Source organism: Mesorhizobium loti CJ3sym (genome assembly GCF_000472785.1).
GTDB lineage: Bacteria > Pseudomonadota > Alphaproteobacteria > Rhizobiales > Rhizobiaceae > Mesorhizobium > Mesorhizobium loti_E.
Genome location: NZ_AXAL01000013.1, coordinates 211,389 through 226,182, shown reverse-complemented (window position 1 = coordinate 226,182; position 14,794 = coordinate 211,389). Strand labels below are relative to the sequence as shown.

Annotated in this window: 11 protein-coding genes, 1 tRNA gene, 2 rRNA genes and 1 pseudogene; 8 read left to right on the top strand and 7 right to left on the bottom strand. The window is 62.0% G+C overall.

The genetic code is table 11. The features are described 5' to 3' along the window. From A3A9_RS0119840 to A3A9_RS0119820, 5 genes and pseudogenes are all read left to right on the top strand, one after another. Positions 1 to 2,462: ribosomal RNA gene (locus tag A3A9_RS0119840) — 23S ribosomal RNA — on the top strand; the annotation flags it as partial. Between the two features lie 171 nt (positions 2,463 to 2,633). Then, positions 2,634 to 2,748 (top strand): 5S ribosomal RNA (gene rrf / locus A3A9_RS0119835). A 204-nt stretch (positions 2,749 to 2,952) separates the two neighbouring features. After that, a tRNA-Met gene (locus A3A9_RS0119830) sits at positions 2,953 to 3,029 on the top strand. 148 nt (positions 3,030 to 3,177) lie between these two features. Beyond that, positions 3,178 to 3,681, top strand: a pseudogene (locus A3A9_RS0119825) (FGGY-family carbohydrate kinase); the annotation flags it as partial. Then, positions 3,678 to 5,294 carry a GMC family oxidoreductase gene (locus A3A9_RS0119820; RefSeq protein WP_027060329.1) on the top strand — a complete coding sequence of 539 codons (1,617 nt, stop codon included), beginning with the start codon at positions 3,678 to 3,680 and terminating at the stop codon, positions 5,292 to 5,294. The pseudogene A3A9_RS0119825 and the gene A3A9_RS0119820, both read left to right, overlap by 4 nt. 5 nt (positions 5,295 to 5,299) lie before the next feature. Here A3A9_RS0119820 and A3A9_RS0119815 read toward each other — a convergent pair whose 3' ends face one another. Next, complete coding sequence (locus A3A9_RS0119815; RefSeq protein ID WP_027060328.1) at positions 5,300 to 6,217, bottom strand: LysR family transcriptional regulator; 918 nt, start codon at positions 6,215 to 6,217, stop codon at positions 5,300 to 5,302. 132 nt (positions 6,218 to 6,349) lie between these two features. Between A3A9_RS0119815 and A3A9_RS0119810 the strand changes: the two genes are divergently transcribed. Next, a complete protein-coding gene (locus A3A9_RS0119810; protein WP_027060327.1) occupies positions 6,350 to 6,988 on the top strand; it encodes a DsbA family protein in 639 nt (212 codons plus the stop codon). Between the two features lie 38 nt (positions 6,989 to 7,026). Beyond that, positions 7,027 to 7,638, top strand: a complete 612-nt coding sequence (locus A3A9_RS0119805; protein WP_027060326.1) for an NAD(P)-dependent oxidoreductase — start codon at positions 7,027 to 7,029, stop codon at positions 7,636 to 7,638. Here A3A9_RS0119805 and A3A9_RS0119800 read toward each other — a convergent pair whose 3' ends face one another. Further along, on the bottom strand, positions 7,639 to 8,442 hold the full coding sequence (locus A3A9_RS0119800) for a hypothetical protein (RefSeq protein ID WP_152536139.1): 804 nt from the start codon (positions 8,440 to 8,442) through the stop codon (positions 7,639 to 7,641). A gap of 180 nt (positions 8,443 to 8,622) precedes the next feature. Between A3A9_RS0119800 and A3A9_RS0119795 the strand changes: the two genes are divergently transcribed. Beyond that, the gene (locus A3A9_RS0119795) at positions 8,623 to 9,405 is read left to right on the top strand and encodes a DeoR/GlpR family DNA-binding transcription regulator (protein ID WP_027060324.1); all 783 of its coding nucleotides are present in this window, start codon (positions 8,623 to 8,625) and stop codon (positions 9,403 to 9,405) included. A 49-nt stretch (positions 9,406 to 9,454) separates the two neighbouring features. Here the strand turns inward: A3A9_RS0119795 and A3A9_RS0119790 are convergent, their stop codons facing one another. From A3A9_RS0119790 to A3A9_RS0119770, 5 genes are read right to left on the bottom strand one after another with little or no spacing between them, the layout of a single operon-like run. Then, entirely contained in the window at positions 9,455 to 10,531 is a 1,077-nt protein-coding gene (locus A3A9_RS0119790) for an ABC transporter ATP-binding protein (RefSeq protein ID WP_027060323.1), read from the bottom strand. Beyond that, positions 10,528 to 11,328 carry an ABC transporter permease gene (locus tag A3A9_RS0119785; protein ID WP_027060322.1) on the bottom strand — a complete coding sequence of 267 codons (801 nt, stop codon included), beginning with the start codon at positions 11,326 to 11,328 and terminating at the stop codon, positions 10,528 to 10,530. The genes A3A9_RS0119790 and A3A9_RS0119785 overlap by 4 nt, the downstream gene beginning before the upstream one ends. Positions 11,329 to 11,330: 2 nt before the next feature. Then, complete coding sequence (locus tag A3A9_RS0119780) at positions 11,331 to 12,191, bottom strand: ABC transporter permease (RefSeq protein ID WP_027060321.1); 861 nt, start codon at positions 12,189 to 12,191, stop codon at positions 11,331 to 11,333. 59 nt (positions 12,192 to 12,250) lie between these two features. After that, positions 12,251 to 13,255, bottom strand: coding sequence for an ABC transporter substrate-binding protein (locus tag A3A9_RS0119775; RefSeq protein WP_027060320.1), 1,005 nt, complete (start codon positions 13,253 to 13,255; stop codon positions 12,251 to 12,253). Between the two features lie 59 nt (positions 13,256 to 13,314). Further along, on the bottom strand, positions 13,315 to 14,784 hold the full coding sequence (locus tag A3A9_RS0119770) for an aldehyde dehydrogenase (protein WP_027060319.1): 1,470 nt from the start codon (positions 14,782 to 14,784) through the stop codon (positions 13,315 to 13,317). Positions 14,785 to 14,794: the final 10 nt, after the last annotated feature.

Genomic DNA, 14,794 nt, shown 5'->3' with positions numbered 1-14,794 from the left:
CTTCTGGAAAGTAGGGCCATAGTGGGTGACAGCCCCGTACGCGTAATGCAATCAATCGTCCTCGAGTAAGGCGGGACACGTGAAATCCTGTCTGAAATTGGGGGGACCACCCTCCAAGCCTAAGTACTCGTGCATGACCGATAGCGAACTAGTACCGTGAGGGAAAGGTGAAAAGCACCCCGACAAGGGGAGTGAAAGAGTACCTGAAACCGGTTGCCTACAAACAGTGGAAGCCCAAGGTTCGTCCTGGGTGACCACGTACCTTTTGTATAATGGGTCAGCGACTTAGTGTGACGAGCAAGCTTAAACCGATAGGTGTAGGCGCAGCGAAAGCGAGTCTGAATAGGGCAATTCAGTTCGTCGCATTAGACCCGAAACCGAGTGATCTAGCCATGAGCAGGTTGAAGGTAAGGTAACACTTACTGGAGGACCGAACCCATAACTGTTGCAATAGTTCGGGATGACTTGTGGCTAGGGGTGAAAGGCCAATCAAACTCGGAAATAGCTGGTTCTCCGCGAAATCTATTTAGGTAGAGCGTCGACCGAATACCCCAGGGGGTAGAGCACTGGATGGGCTAGGGGTCCTCACCGGATTACCAAACCTAACCAAACTCCGAATACCTGGGAGTACTAGTCGGCAGACACACGGCGGGTGCTAACGTCCGTCGTGAAAAGGGAAACAACCCTGACCTACAGCTAAGGTCCCCAAGTTATGGCTAAGTGGGAAAGGATGTGAGGATCCCAAAACAACCAGGATGTTGGCTTAGAAGCAGCCATCATTTAAAGAAAGCGTAACAGCTCACTGGTCTAAATAAGGGTCTTTGCGCCGAAAATGTAACGGGGCTAAAGCCATACACCGAAGCTTAGGGTTTGGTCCGCAAGGGCCAAGCGGTAGCGGAGCGTTCTGTAAGCTGATGAAGCCATACCCGTGAGGGGTGGTGGAGGTATCAGAAGTGCGAATGCTGACATGAGTAACGTAAGGGGAGTGAGAGACTCCCCCGCCGAAAGACCAAGGGTTCCTGCTTAAAGCTAATCTGAGCAGGGTTAGCCGGCCCCTAAGACGAGGCGGAAACGCGTAGTCGATGGGAACCACGTTAATATTCGTGGGCTTGGAGGTAGTGACGGATCATTGAGGTAGTCCAATCTTATCGGATTGAACGGGCTGCTGCGTGGTTCCAGGAAATAGCTCCTCCTTATAAACCGTACCCGAAACCGACACTGGTGGTCTGGTAGAGTATACCAAGGCGCTTGAGAGAACTATGCTGAAGGAACTCGGCAAATTGCACGCGTAACTTCGGAAGAAGCGTGACCCTTTTCTACGCAAGTAGAGGAGGGTGGCACAGACCAGGGGGTAGCGACTGTTTATCAAAAACACAGGGCTCTGCGAAGTCGCAAGACGACGTATAGGGTCTGACGCCTGCCCGGTGCTGGAAGGTTAAGAGGAGGGGTGCAAGCTCTGAATCGAAGCCCCAGTAAACGGCGGCCGTAACTATAACGGTCCTAAGGTAGCGAAATTCCTTGTCGGGTAAGTTCCGACCTGCACGAATGGCGTAACGACTTCCCCGCTGTCTCCAGCATAGACTCAGTGAAATTGAATTCCCCGTGAAGATGCGGGGTTCCTGCGGTTAGACGGAAAGACCCCGTGCACCTTTACTATAGCTTTACATTGGCATTCGTAGTGGCATGTGTAGGATAGGTGGTAGGCTTTGAAACCTGGGCGCCAGCTCAGGTGGAGCCACCCTTGAAATACCACCCTTATTACTATGGATGTCTAACCGCGGCCCGTTATCCGGGTCCGGGACAATGTATGGTGGGTAGTTTGACTGGGGCGGTCGCCTCCTAAAGAGTAACGGAGGCGCGCGATGGTGGGCTCAGAACGGTCGGAAATCGTTCGCTGAGTGCAATGGCATAAGCCTGCCTGACTGCGAGACTGACAAGTCGAGCAGAGACGAAAGTCGGTCATAGTGATCCGGTGGTCCCGCGTGGAAGGGCCATCGCTCAACGGATAAAAGGTACGCCGGGGATAACAGGCTGATGACCCCCAAGAGTCCATATCGACGGGGTTGTTTGGCACCTCGATGTCGACTCATCGCATCCTGGGGCTGGAGCAGGTCCCAAGGGTATGGCTGTTCGCCATTTAAAGCGGTACGTGAGTTGGGTTCAGAACGTCGTGAGACAGTTCGGTCCCTATCTGCCGTGGGTGTAGGAATATTGAAAGGATCTGTCCCTAGTACGAGAGGACCGGGATGGACGGATCTCTGGTGGACCTGTTGTGGCGCCAGCCGCATAGCAGGGTAGCTATATCCGGACGGGATAACCGCTGAAGGCATCTAAGCGGGAAACCCACCTTAAAACGAGTATTCCCTGAGAACCGTGGAAGACGACCACGTTGATAGGCCGGGTGTGGAAGAGCGGCAACGCTTGAAGCTTACCGGTACTAATAGTTCGATCGGCTTGATCGTTCTCATTCCTTATGCTCATCTCGATTGGCGACAATCCTTTGGATTGCGCCGGGATGACAGGGCACATAAAGACCAGCGAACAGCCCCGAGAGGCCCCCGACAGCTCCGCTGCCGACGTCTCTCTATGCTCCTTCGCTCAAAAAGCTTCTCGAACAACGTGCGTTTTGCCGACCTGGTGGTTATGGCGGAGCGGCTGCACCCGATCCCATTCCGAACTCGGCCGTGAAACGCTCCAGCGCTGATGGTACTTCGTCTCAAGACGCGGGAGAGTAGGTCGCTGCCAGGTCTGCTAAATGCACGTTGAAACTCTCATCCAAAAATCGGATCGAGAGAAATCTTCTCTCTACGAACAGGCCCGCCAACGGGAACACGGGCCGCGAAAGCGGCCCTTTCATTTGGTGGTCAATATCGCAATCGCCCCTGGACGATTGCAGCATTAAGCAAGCAAACGCTTGCCTAGTTTAGCAAGCAAGCGCTTGCTAAGAGGTGACGCGGGGTGGAGCAGCCCGGTAGCTCGTCAGGCTCATAACCTGAAGGTCACAGGTTCAAATCCTGTCCCCGCAACCAAACTCTTGAAAATGGCCCGCCCTCGTGCGGGCCTTTTTTGTACCCGGATGGCGGGCAGACTGGCCCTGCGCTAATGTAAGCCATCGCTGACCGATGATCAAATAGCCACCATTTCGGCCTTTGCAACGCTTTTCGCGATGCAGCATGCTTGTCTCATCCTTCGGATCGGGCTTTTGAGAAGAACGGTCGCAATACGTCGGCGACGCGCGCCGGCTTCTACGGCATCGCCGGCTGGCACACGCGGGCACATCTGTTGCGGGCGCTGTTCGAGGGCGTCGCCTTCGAGCACAAACGCCATGTCGAGACGTTGCACAAAGCCGGCGCCGATTTCGATCATGTGGTGCTGTCCGGCGGTGGTTCGCGCAGCTCGGTCTGGCCGGAGATCTTCGCCGATGTGCTCGGCGTGCCCGTCACCGTGGCGCGCAGCCGCGAGACCGGAGCCTTGGGAGCAGCCATCGCGGGGGGCACCGGCGTCGGCATCTTCGCGGACTACAGCGCCGGTGCCGCCGCCATGACGGCCGCCGCCCGACAGTTCACACCAAACGAGGTGGTTGCCGAGGCATATGCACGGCGGTATCTGCTTTACAGCGAGATCAACAAGGCGATGGTGCCGCTATGGGAGCGCATCGCCGGACAAGAGGCCCGCACGTGACTGAAGCCTCACCGTCCCCGTTTGGCGATTATGACTACGTCATCGTCGGTGCCGGCTCGGCCGGCTGCGTGCTCGCCAACCGGCTCTCGGCCGATCCGCGCAACCGGGTGTTGCTGCTCGAAGCCGGCGGCAGCGACCGCTACCACTGGGTCGATATCCCGATCGGCTACCTCTTCTGCATGGGCAATCCGCGCACCGACTGGATGATGAAGACCGAGCCGGAGGCCGGCCTCAATGGACGCAGCCTCAACTATCCGCGCGGCAAGGTGCTCGGCGGCTGTTCATCGATCAACGGCATGATCTACATGCGTGGCCAGGCCGCCGATTATGATGGCTGGCGCCAGGCCGGCAATACTGGCTGGGGCTGGGACGATGTGCTGCCTTACTTCCTCAAGTCGGAAGACCATCATGGCGGCAAGGGCGCCATGCATGGCAGTGGCGGCGAGTGGCGCGTCGAACGCCAACGCCTGTCATGGCCGATCCTCGACGCCTTCCGGGATGCCGCCGAGGAACTCGGCATTCCGCGCACCGACGACTTCAACACCGGCACCAATGAAGGCTCCGGCTATTTCGAGGTCAACCAGCGCAATGGCGTGCGCTGGAACACGTCGAAAGCGTTCCTGCGTGGCATTGCCGCGCGCAAGAATCTGCGAGTCGTGATCGACGCCGAGACGGAGCGGCTCGAGTTCGAAGGCCGGCGCGTCACGGGCCTCGTCTTCCGAAAAGACGGTGGCCTGCATCGCGTGTCCGCCGGCCAGACCCTTCTTGCCGCCGGTGCCATCAACTCCCCGAAGATCCTCGAACTCTCGGGTGTCGGCCGGCCAGACCTGCTCTCGGGAATTGGCGTGGATGTCCGTCATGCCTTGCCGGGCGTCGGCGAAGGTTTGCAGGACCATCTGCAGATCCGCACCGTCTTCAAGGTCGCCAATGTCGCCACGCTCAACCAGCGCTACCACAATCTGATTAGCCGCGCGTCGATGGGGCTGGAATACGCGCTCAGGCGCAGCGGGCCGCTGTCGATGGCGCCGAGTCAGCTCGGCATCTTCGCCAGGAGCGATGCGCGTCTCGCAACACCTGATCTCGAATACCACGTGCAGCCGCTGAGCACGGATCGGTTGGGCGAGCCGCTGCATCGCTTTCCGGCAGTGACGGTATCGGTCTGCAATCTGCGCCCGGAAAGCCGGGGCACGGTGCATATGGGATCGTCCGATGCGCGCGAGGCAGCGAAGATCCAGCCGAACTATCTCTCTACCGAAGGAGACCGCAGCGTCGCCGTCGCTTCACTGCGTCATGTCCGCGGTTTGATGAAGGCAAAGGCGATAGCACGCTTTGCACCGGAAGAGATGCTGCCTGGTGCGCAATATGACGGCGACGAAGACCTCATCCGCAAGGCAGGCGATATCGGCACGACGATCTTCCACCCGGTCGGCACGTGCAAGATGGGCTCGGACCCGATGGCGGTGGTCGACGATCGCCTCAGGGTTCACGGGCTCGATGGGCTGCGCGTGGTCGATGCCTCGATCATGCCGACAATCGTGTCGGGCAACACCAATTCTCCCGTGGTGATGATCGCGGAGAAGGCGGCCGAGATGATCCTGCGGGAGTCTCGCTGACGGCATCACGCAATGGCAGCGCTGCGCGATCGTCTTTTCTCGGCAGCCGCCATCAGGTCGACAAAGGCGCGCACCTTGGCGGGCCGGAACCGGGCCGGTGGAAAGACCGCGTGGATGCCGCCGGTCGGCAAGGTCCAGTCGGCAAGCACCGGCACCAGCCGTCCCTCGGCGATATCGTCGCTGACGCTGTAGTCGGGGAAGATGCCGAGCCCGATGCCGGCGAGCACGCAGGCCAGGGAAGCCGGACTCTTGTCGCACATGATGACCGGGTTGAGCTCGGTCAGCACCTTTTCGCCATTTCTGGAAAACAGCCATTGGCCGACGCCACGCAGCTGGGCATTGCCGACCCAAGCCAGCGATCTCGCCTGGCGCGGGGTCGCGTCGCGCGGCAGGCTTGCCGCAAAGGCCGGGCTCGCCACCACGACCTGCCTTATCGTGCCCAGGCGCCGCGCCTGGTTGGAAGAATCGGCAAGCCAGCCGACGCGAATGCCAAGATCGATCTGCTCGTCAACCAGATTGCTCACCGCGTCATCGAAGATCGCTTCGACGCGCATCTGGGGATAAGCCTTCAGGTATGCCGCCATGACCGGCGCCACCATCTTGGTTCCGTAGTCGAGTGGTGCGGTCAGCCTCAGCATTCCGGCCGGTTCGACGGCTGCGTGAGAGATTTCTCCATAGGCCGCTTCCGCCTCGCGCAGAATGATCATCGCACGGTCATAGAAGAGGCGACCCTCGCCCGTCGGCGTGACACGCCGGGTCGTGCGCTGCAGCAGCGTCGCGCCCAGTTCTTCTTCGAGCCTGCCGATCTGATGGCTTACGACAGCCTTGGCGACGCCAAGCCGATCCGCGGCTGATGTGAACGAACCGGTTTCCATCACCGTGGTGAAGTAGACGAGACGGTTGAGGTTCAGAAGGTCGGCCAATGTGCTGCCTTTTGTCCGATTCAATCAGACAGTTTGTATTATTGGCGCCTGTTTATCGCAAGACCGCTGGCTGCCACATATGGCTCGGATATTTGACGGGCCGGGCTGCGGGCACCAAGGATGGCGACGACGATGAGCAATGCAGAAGTGACGTACCTTTTCGATCCGCTCTGCGGTTGGTGCTACGGCGCCACCCCGATGCTGGACAGGCTGTCGGCCATCGGCGCGCTTATCGAACTGCTGCCGACCGGCCTGTTCTCCGGTGCCGGTGCGCGGCCGATGGATGAAGGCTTTGCCGCCCATGCCTGGGCGAATGACCAGCGAATCGAACGTCTGACCGGACAGAGGTTCACGCAGGCCTATCAGCGCAATGTCCTCGGCATCCGTGGCACCTTGCTGGACTCGCATGCCGCGACCCTCGGCATCAGCGCCGCCGGCCTGGAGGACCCCAGCCGCCGGCTGACCGCTCTGAAGGCGATCCAGCGGGCGCGCTATGTCGATGGCCGCGATGTCGTGACTGTCGAAGGTGTCGTTGCCGTGCTCGTCGACGCTGGCATGGCGGATGCCGCCGCAATGCTGAAGCAGCCGACCGAGACATTGCTGACCGCTCACCTCGACCTGGTTGGCCGAGGCCGCGCGCTGTTCCAACGCTTGCATGCCAATGGCGTGCCTTCGCTTGCGGTCATTCGCAACGAAACGCCCCGGCTCATCGGTTCGAACGCGCTGTTCGGCAGCTTCGACAATCTTGTCGCCCATATCGCGGCGGCGTGATCTCTCTAACTGACCTCCAACAAAGACTGGAAAAAGACATGGCAAAAGTTGCTCTCATCGGCGCATCGGGCGCAGTCGGTTCGCGGCTGCTCAAGGAGCTCTCCGACCGTGGCCACACGGTCACCGGCATCGCGCGCAGCCCGGAAAAGATCGCGGCGCTGCCCGGCGTCACCGCCAGGAAGGGCGATGTCTTGGACAGGCAAGCCCTCACCGATCTGATCCGCGGCCATGATGTGGTGATCAGTTCGGTGCATTTTCTCGACAGCGACACCGACACGCTGATCGCCGCCGTGCGCGCTTCCGGTGTGAAGCGTTATCTCGTTGTCGGTGGCGCCGGCAGTCTTGAAGTCGCGCCCGGCAAGCGTTTGGTCGACACCCCCGAATTCCCCGCGATCTACAAGGCCGAGGCGCAGAAGGGCGCCGACTTTCTCGACACATTGAAGACCGTCGGCGACCTCGACTGGACCTTCCTGTCGCCGTCCGCCATGTTCATTCCGGGCGAGCGCACCGGCAAATACCGCCTCGGCAAGGACACGCTTCTCGCTTCGGACAAGGGCAGCAGCATTTCCTTCGAGGACTACGCCATCGTCATGGTCGACGAGATCGAGAAGCCTGCCCATGTCAGGCAGCGTTTTACGGTCGGCTATTGATCAAACGGCAGCGGCCGTGTCTCGATCGAGGCCGGCCGACGCCAGCCGCATCAAGGCTTCGCGAACGCCGACACGCCGATAGGTTTCGGTGACGAGGCCGTCCTGCCTCAGCTCCTGGCGGCGGCGTTCGACGAAGGCGCGTTCCTCGGCGGTCAAATCGTGCTCACGCTTGCGTAGCCAGTCCTGATAGGACGAATCGAGTTCCTTGACCGGCTTGGCCGCGGTCGAAACCGAGGCCGGCCGGCTGTCGGTGTAGCGGGGCCGCAAGGCACTGTTGGGATTGTATTCGGTCCGCCTGTCGTTGCCTGAAATGACCAGGTCGGGATCCGAAACCCGACCCGACGGGTCGTAGACGAAGGCCGATGCGATGCGGTCGAGCGCCGCATCGACTTCCTTAGGCCGATGCACGACCTCGCGTGGAGCGCGATCGGGAACCGCCAGCCTTGTGATGCCGCGATCATTGATGGCGTCGAGCACTTCACGATGATCGAGCGAGGTGATGATCTCGCGCCGGGCCGGCCAGAAATCATAGGGCGCATGCGCGCCATAACCCTTTCCGATGTGGAAGGCATAGATTTCGGGATAGACAGTCAGCTCCGTGCGGCGGCTCGGCTTGATGTCGTAAAAGGAGGTGATGGCGATCTGCAGCAGATGGGTGGCGCCGATGCCGCCAAGCGCATCGTCGATCACCAGGCCGAAGCGATCATGCGGATTCCAGTCCGGCAAGGCCTGCGCGATCGAGGCGGGCTTGCCGTCGATCTCGACGTCGAACATATCTGCCTTCAGCAATGTCACGACATGCATTGCGGTCTCCGTCATCTTCCGCCGATTCGTCGAAACGTAATCAAAACAGCAGCGCTTGCGCTTGTCAGCCGGCATCCGGCTTGAACCGTTCGAATCGAGGCAGGTCAGCTAGGTCTCGCGAGACTCCTTCCCCATCAGCGTCGGCATGGTTAATACTGCCGACTTCGCGGAGAATCGATCATGGAGCACAGCCGGCTATCGAAGAAGGAGCGGCATGCGCTTATCCTGTCGGAAGTGCGCCGCTCGGCCTCGATCCGTATCTCCAGGCTCGCTTTGCGCCTGGGTGTCGCCGGCGAAACGATCCGCCGCGACCTGATCGAGCTTGGTGATGCGGGACTGCTTAACAGAACCTATGGCGGCGCGACGATCTCGCTGGTGACCTCCGAGCCGGTGATCGCCGAGCGCAGCCAGACCATGATCGAGGAGCGTGCCAGGATCGGGCGTGGTGCGGCCGAACTGGTCGAGAAAGGCCAGATCGTGATGATCGATGGCGGCTCGACGACTTACGAGGTGGCGCGCAGTCTCTCGCAGCTGAAGCGCGAGTTGACCATCATCACCAATTCCATCGGCGTGGCGTCGGTGACTGGGGCCAATCCGACCTTCCGGGTTATCCTGTGCCCCGGCACCTATGACAGCCGCGAAGCCAGCGTGTTCGGCGAGGATACGGTGGAATTCGTCCGGCGCTACAATGCCGACATTGCTATCATCGGCGCCTCGAGCCTGTCGGTGGACGGGCCCAGCGACATGATCTCGGGAGCGGCGGCGGTCAAGCGGGCAATGATTGCGCGCGCGCTGTCGACAGCGCTGGTGGTGACCAATGACAAGTTCGGCCGCAACAGCCTCGAACGCGTCTGCGCGCTCGGCGAGCTGTCCGACATCGTCACCGATCGAGAGCCGCAACCGGCGCTGCGCGCTGTCATTGAGGCGGCTGGGACGGAACTTCACATAGTCAGCGACGGCTGATCGGAGCTACCGGAAGGCGAAGTCCGAATCTGCAGGAAGATGCCGGCCATCAGGCCGGGAACAGGAACGCCGAAGCGGGATCGAAAAAGATGCGCTGACCTGACGGGGCGGTGCTGTCTGCTTCTTTTGCGTCCGAGGTTGGCCTGACATCGATCTCGTCGCCGCCGGCCGTGCGCGCCACGACCCGCCGGCGATCGCCGAAGAAGGCGGTATCGACGATCTCGACGGCGAGTGCCGCACTTGTCGGCCCGGGCGTCAGGCGGAAGGCTTCCGGGCGCACCATCATCCGAACCTTCTGGCCTTGGCCGAAGGACGTTGTCGTCTTGACGCCGGTCACGATCGAGCCGTCGGCCAGGCGGATCGTCGATGCGCCATCCGCGGTTTGCAAATGCTCAGCCGACAGGAAATTCGAGTTGCCGATGAAGCCGGCGACAAACTCGCTCGCCGGTCTGAGGTAGAGATCCTCGCCGGTGCCGATCTGTTCGATGCGGCCTTCCCTGAACAGGGCGATGCGATCCGAAAGATGCAGCGCCTCCTCCTGGTCGTGCGTGACATAGAGGATGGTGACGCCCGTTTCGCGGTGGATGCGGCGGATCTCGGCCTGGATCTCCTGGCGCAGCTTCTTGTCGAGCGCCGACAGCGGTTCGTCCATCAACAGGATCGGCGGATCGTAGGCGAGCGCGCGGGCAAGCGCCACGCGCTGCTGCTGGCCGCCCGACAGCGCGCCCGGATGGCGGTCGGCGAAGTTTTCGAGGCGCACCAGTGCCAGCATGTCGGCGACCTTGCGCTTGACCTCGCCATCCGGGCGGCGGCGCACGCGCAGCGGAAAGGCGACATTCTCGGCGACGCTCAGATGCGGAAACAGCGTGTAGCGCTGGAAAACCATGCCGATGTTGCGCTTGTGCGACGGCACCGAAAGCAGCGACCTGTCCTCCAGAAGCACATCACCTGAGCTCGGATCCTGGAAACCGGCGATGGCGTAGAGCGTGGTCGACTTGCCGGAGCCCGACGGGCCGAGGAACGTCAGGAACTCTCCCTTGGGCACATCGATGGTGACGTCATGGACGGCGACGAAGGCGCCGAACGTCTTTCTCACCGCGCGTATGGACAGGAACGGTCGGGTCATCTGGACAATTTTCTGCGAAGGAGTGCGGTCACGATCATCAGGCACAAGGTCAGGCCGACAAGCAGGCTGGAGGCGGCTGCAACGACTGGGCTAAGGTCGGCGCGCAGGCTGCCCCAGATCTTCACCGGCAAGGTTTGCAAGGTCGGGCTCGCCATGAAGATCGCCACCACGACCTCGTCCCATGAGGCCAGGAAGGAGAAGATCGCCGCCGAGAAGATACCGATCCTGATCGACGGCAAGGTGATCCTCAGCCGCGCCTGCAGCGGGCTGGCGCCGCAGATTATGGCCGCGTCCTCGATGGATTTGTCAAAGCCCTCGAGCGCCGCGGTGATCGGAATGATGGCGAAAGGCAGCGCCAGGATGGTGTGGGCGATGACGAAACCGACCGTAGTGCCGGCGAGGCCGATGCGCAGGAAGAAGGCGTAGATGGCGATGGCGAACACGACTACCGGCAGCACCATCGGCGTCAACAGCAGTCCACGCAGGACCTGGCGTCCGCGAAATTCGCCCCTGACCAGGCTGAAGGAGGCGAACAGGCCGATGACGACGGCGAGGATGGCGGCCATGGCGGCAATCCGGGCGCTGGTCAGTGCGGCATCGATCCAGGTCGGGTCTGCCAGCAATTGCTGGTACCATTTCAGCGTCCAGCCGGGCGGCGGGAAGGCGAGCCAACGCGACGAGCCGAATGAGAGGAGCACGATGAAGACCACCGGCAGCAACAGGAAAGCCGCGACTGCCGCCGTGAAGCCGACAAGCGCCACGCGCAGCCATCCGAGCCTGTCATAGTCGAGCAGCATCCTCAGATCCCTCCGCCGGCGCGCTTGGCGCCGACCAGGCGAAGCTGGATCGCGTAGAGCGCCATGGTGACGACGAGCAGGACAAAAGCGGCCGCACTTCCGAGCCCCCAGTTGAGCAGCGACTGCACCGTCTGGGCGATCATCTCGGCCAGCATCATGTTGGATGTACCGCCAAGCAGGGCAGGCGTGACGAAGTAGCCAAGCGACATGACGAAGACCATCAGCCCTCCGGCGGCGATGCCGGGAAGCGACAGCGGCAAAAGGATGCGGCGGAAGGCCTCGAACGGGCTTGCGCCGCAAAGGGCGGCCGCGCGCAGCGTCATAGGGTCGATGGCGCGTAAAGTGCCGACCAGCGGCAGGATCATGAAGGGCAGCATGATGTAGACCATGCCGATGGTGACTCCGGCCAGATTGTTGATGAGCGGCAGCGGCTCATGGATGATGCCCAAACCCATCAGTGCCCTGTTGATCACGCCGGTGCGCTGCAGCAGCACCATCCACGCATAGGTGCGGGTGAGAAGGTTCGTCCACATCGACAGGATGATGATGCCGAAGACGATCGAGCCCAGGGCCGGCGGCATGATCGCCAGCATCCAGGCAACGGGGAAAGCCACCAGGATGGTGACGGCTGTGACGACCGATGCGACCAGGAAGGTGTTCAGGAACACCCGCACATAGGTGCCGCTGCCGAAAAGCGCCGCGTAGTTCTGCAGGCCTGGTTCGGGATCGGTGACGCTGCGCAGCAGCAAAGCGACCACCGGCACGATGAAGAACAGGCCAACCAGAAGCAGGGCCGGCAAGGCGCTGCCGCTGCCGGCTGGCAGGCCGGCAACCGAGCTGCGTCTGAAAGAACTTCCCTGCATCGAGCGGTCCTGTCTCGAAACGGCGCGCGCAAGCAGCGCCCCGTCGGTCTGCAACGGTGTCACTTGGTCTGCCAGGCATACCAGCGCGTGGCGATCTCGCCGCGGTGCTCGGCCCAGTAGTTCATGTCGAGGTTGATCTGGCCGTCGACATGGGCATCGGGCAGGGCCTTGACGGCATCGGCGGGCATCTCCGCCTTGGCCTTGGTGTTGATGGGCGCATAGCCGCTTGCCTCGGCGAATTTCGCCTGGCCGGTCGGGCTGGTCGCGGCGGCGAGGAACTTCATCGCGCTGTCCTTGTTCTTGGCGCCCTTCGGCACGACGAGCACGTCGGCTGCGGTGAGGTTCTGGTTCCAGGCGACACCGACATCGGTGCCATCCTGCTGGAGGGCGAAGACACGCCCGTTCCACAACTGACCGAACGCAGCCTCGCCGGAAGCAATCAGCTGCTGCGATTCAGCGCCGCCGCCCCACCAGACGATATCGGATTTGATGGTGTCGAGTTTCTTGAAGGCACGGTCGAGATCAAGCGGATAGAGCTTGTCCGCCGGCACGCCGTCGGCCAGCAAAGCGATCTCGATGACGCCCGGCGCCGACCATTTGTAGAAGGTCCGCTTGCCGGGAAACTTCTTGGTGTCGAACATGTCGGCCCAGCCGGTCGGTTCGCCCGTGACGGTGCCCTTGTTCCAGGCGAGCACGAAGGAATAGTAGAAGCTGCCAACGGAGTGCTCATTGCTGAAGCGCGGGTCGAGATCGGCCTTGGGCACGACCGCATAGTCGATCGGCTCCAGCAGCCCGTCCTTGGCGGCCTTGATGGCGAAGTCCATTTCCACGTCGACGACGTCCCAGGTGACATTGCCGGCGTCGACCATGGCCTTGAGCTTGCCGTAGTCGGTTGGTCCATCTTGCAACACCTTGATGCCGGAGCTGGCTTCGAAGGGAGCCGCCCAGGATTTGGTCTGTGCTTCCTGCGTGGTGCCGCCCCAGCTGGTGAACGCCATCTCGTCGGCCTTGGCGGCGGTCGCCGCGAGCAGTCCGGCCAGCAGGCCGGTCAAAATCAGTTTCATGTCATTCTCCTCTGTTGGTCTGTTCTTGTTTTTCTCAGTGCACCTGCGTCCCGCGGTTCTCAGCGCATGACGAAGGGATCGGGAATCGGCTCGTCCGAGGTGTTGATCCAGACGGATTTCGAGCGTGTGTAGTCTCTGATGGCATCGAGCCCGCCTTCGCGGCCGAGGCCCGACAGGCCGTAGCCGCCGAAGGGAACGAGCGGCGATACGGCGCGATAGGTGTTGACCCAGACGACGCCGGCATGGATGTCGCGCGCCATGCGGTGCGCCCTAGCGAGATTGCTGGTGAACACGCCCGAAGCCAGGCCGAAGGGCGTGTCGTTGGCAAGCGCCAGCGCTTGCGCCTCGGTGTCGAAAGCAACCACGCTGAGCACTGGCCCGAACAATTCCTCGCGCACGCAGGGCAGGTCGCTGCCGCCGGCATCGATGATGGTCGGTGCATAGTAGAAGCCGCTGCCGGCTGGCCGTGTTCCGCCAGTGATGAGCGTGCCGCCCGAGACAAGGCTCTCCGCGACGATCTTCTCGATCCAGTCCCGTTGGCGCAGCGTGGCGAGCGGCCCCATTTCGGTCGCCGGATCCTGCGGATCGCCGATGCGGATCACCTCGGCCTTGCGCTTCAGCCGGGCGAGGAATTCATCCTTCACCGAACGCTCGACCAGCAGCCGCGAGCCGGCGACGCAGCTCTGGCCGGTCGCGGCGAAAATGCCGGCGACCACCGCATTGGCGGCGCTGTCGAGATCGGCGTCGGCGAAGACGACGACCGGGCTTTTGCCGCCGAGTTCGAGTGTGGTGTAGGCAAGGTTCTCTGCTGTGTTCCTGACGATGGCACGCGCCGTCGACGGACCGCCGGTGAAGGCGACGCGCGAAACCAGCGGATGGCTGGTCAGGCGCCGGCCGCAATCATGGCCAAAGCCGGTGAGGATGTTGACGACGCCTGGGGGAAAGCCGGCCTCATGAACCAGTTCGGCAAAAGCGAGCAGCGGCGCTGGCCCGTCCTCGGAGGCCTTGAGCACGATGGTGCAGCCGGCGGCAAGCGCCGGACCGAGCTTGACGGCCGAGAGGAAGAGCTGGGAATTCCACGGCACCACCGCGGCAACGACGCCGATCGGCTCGCGGCGAATGGTGACGTCGAGATCCGGCTTGTCAACAGGCACATGAGCGCCTTCATGCTTGTCGGCCAGCCCGCCATAGTAGCGGTAGTAGTCACCGACATAGGCGATCTGGGCGCGGGTCTCGCGGATGATCTTGCCGGTGTCGCGTGTCTCGAGCTCGGCCAGACATGCGGCATTGGCAGCGACGAGGTCGCCGAGCTTGACCAGCAGCTTGCCACGCGCTGTCGCGGTCATCCTTTGCCATGGGTTTGAGCGCAGCGCGCGGTGCGCCGCCTCGACGGCACGGTCGACATCGGCTTCGCTCGCCGCCGGCATCCTGGCCCATGCCGCGCCGGTCGACGGGTCGACACTGTCGAACGTGGCGGACGGCTCGTCGAAGCGGCCGTCGATGAAGTTCCTGAAGGGGGCGTCGGTCATGGGCTCGCAA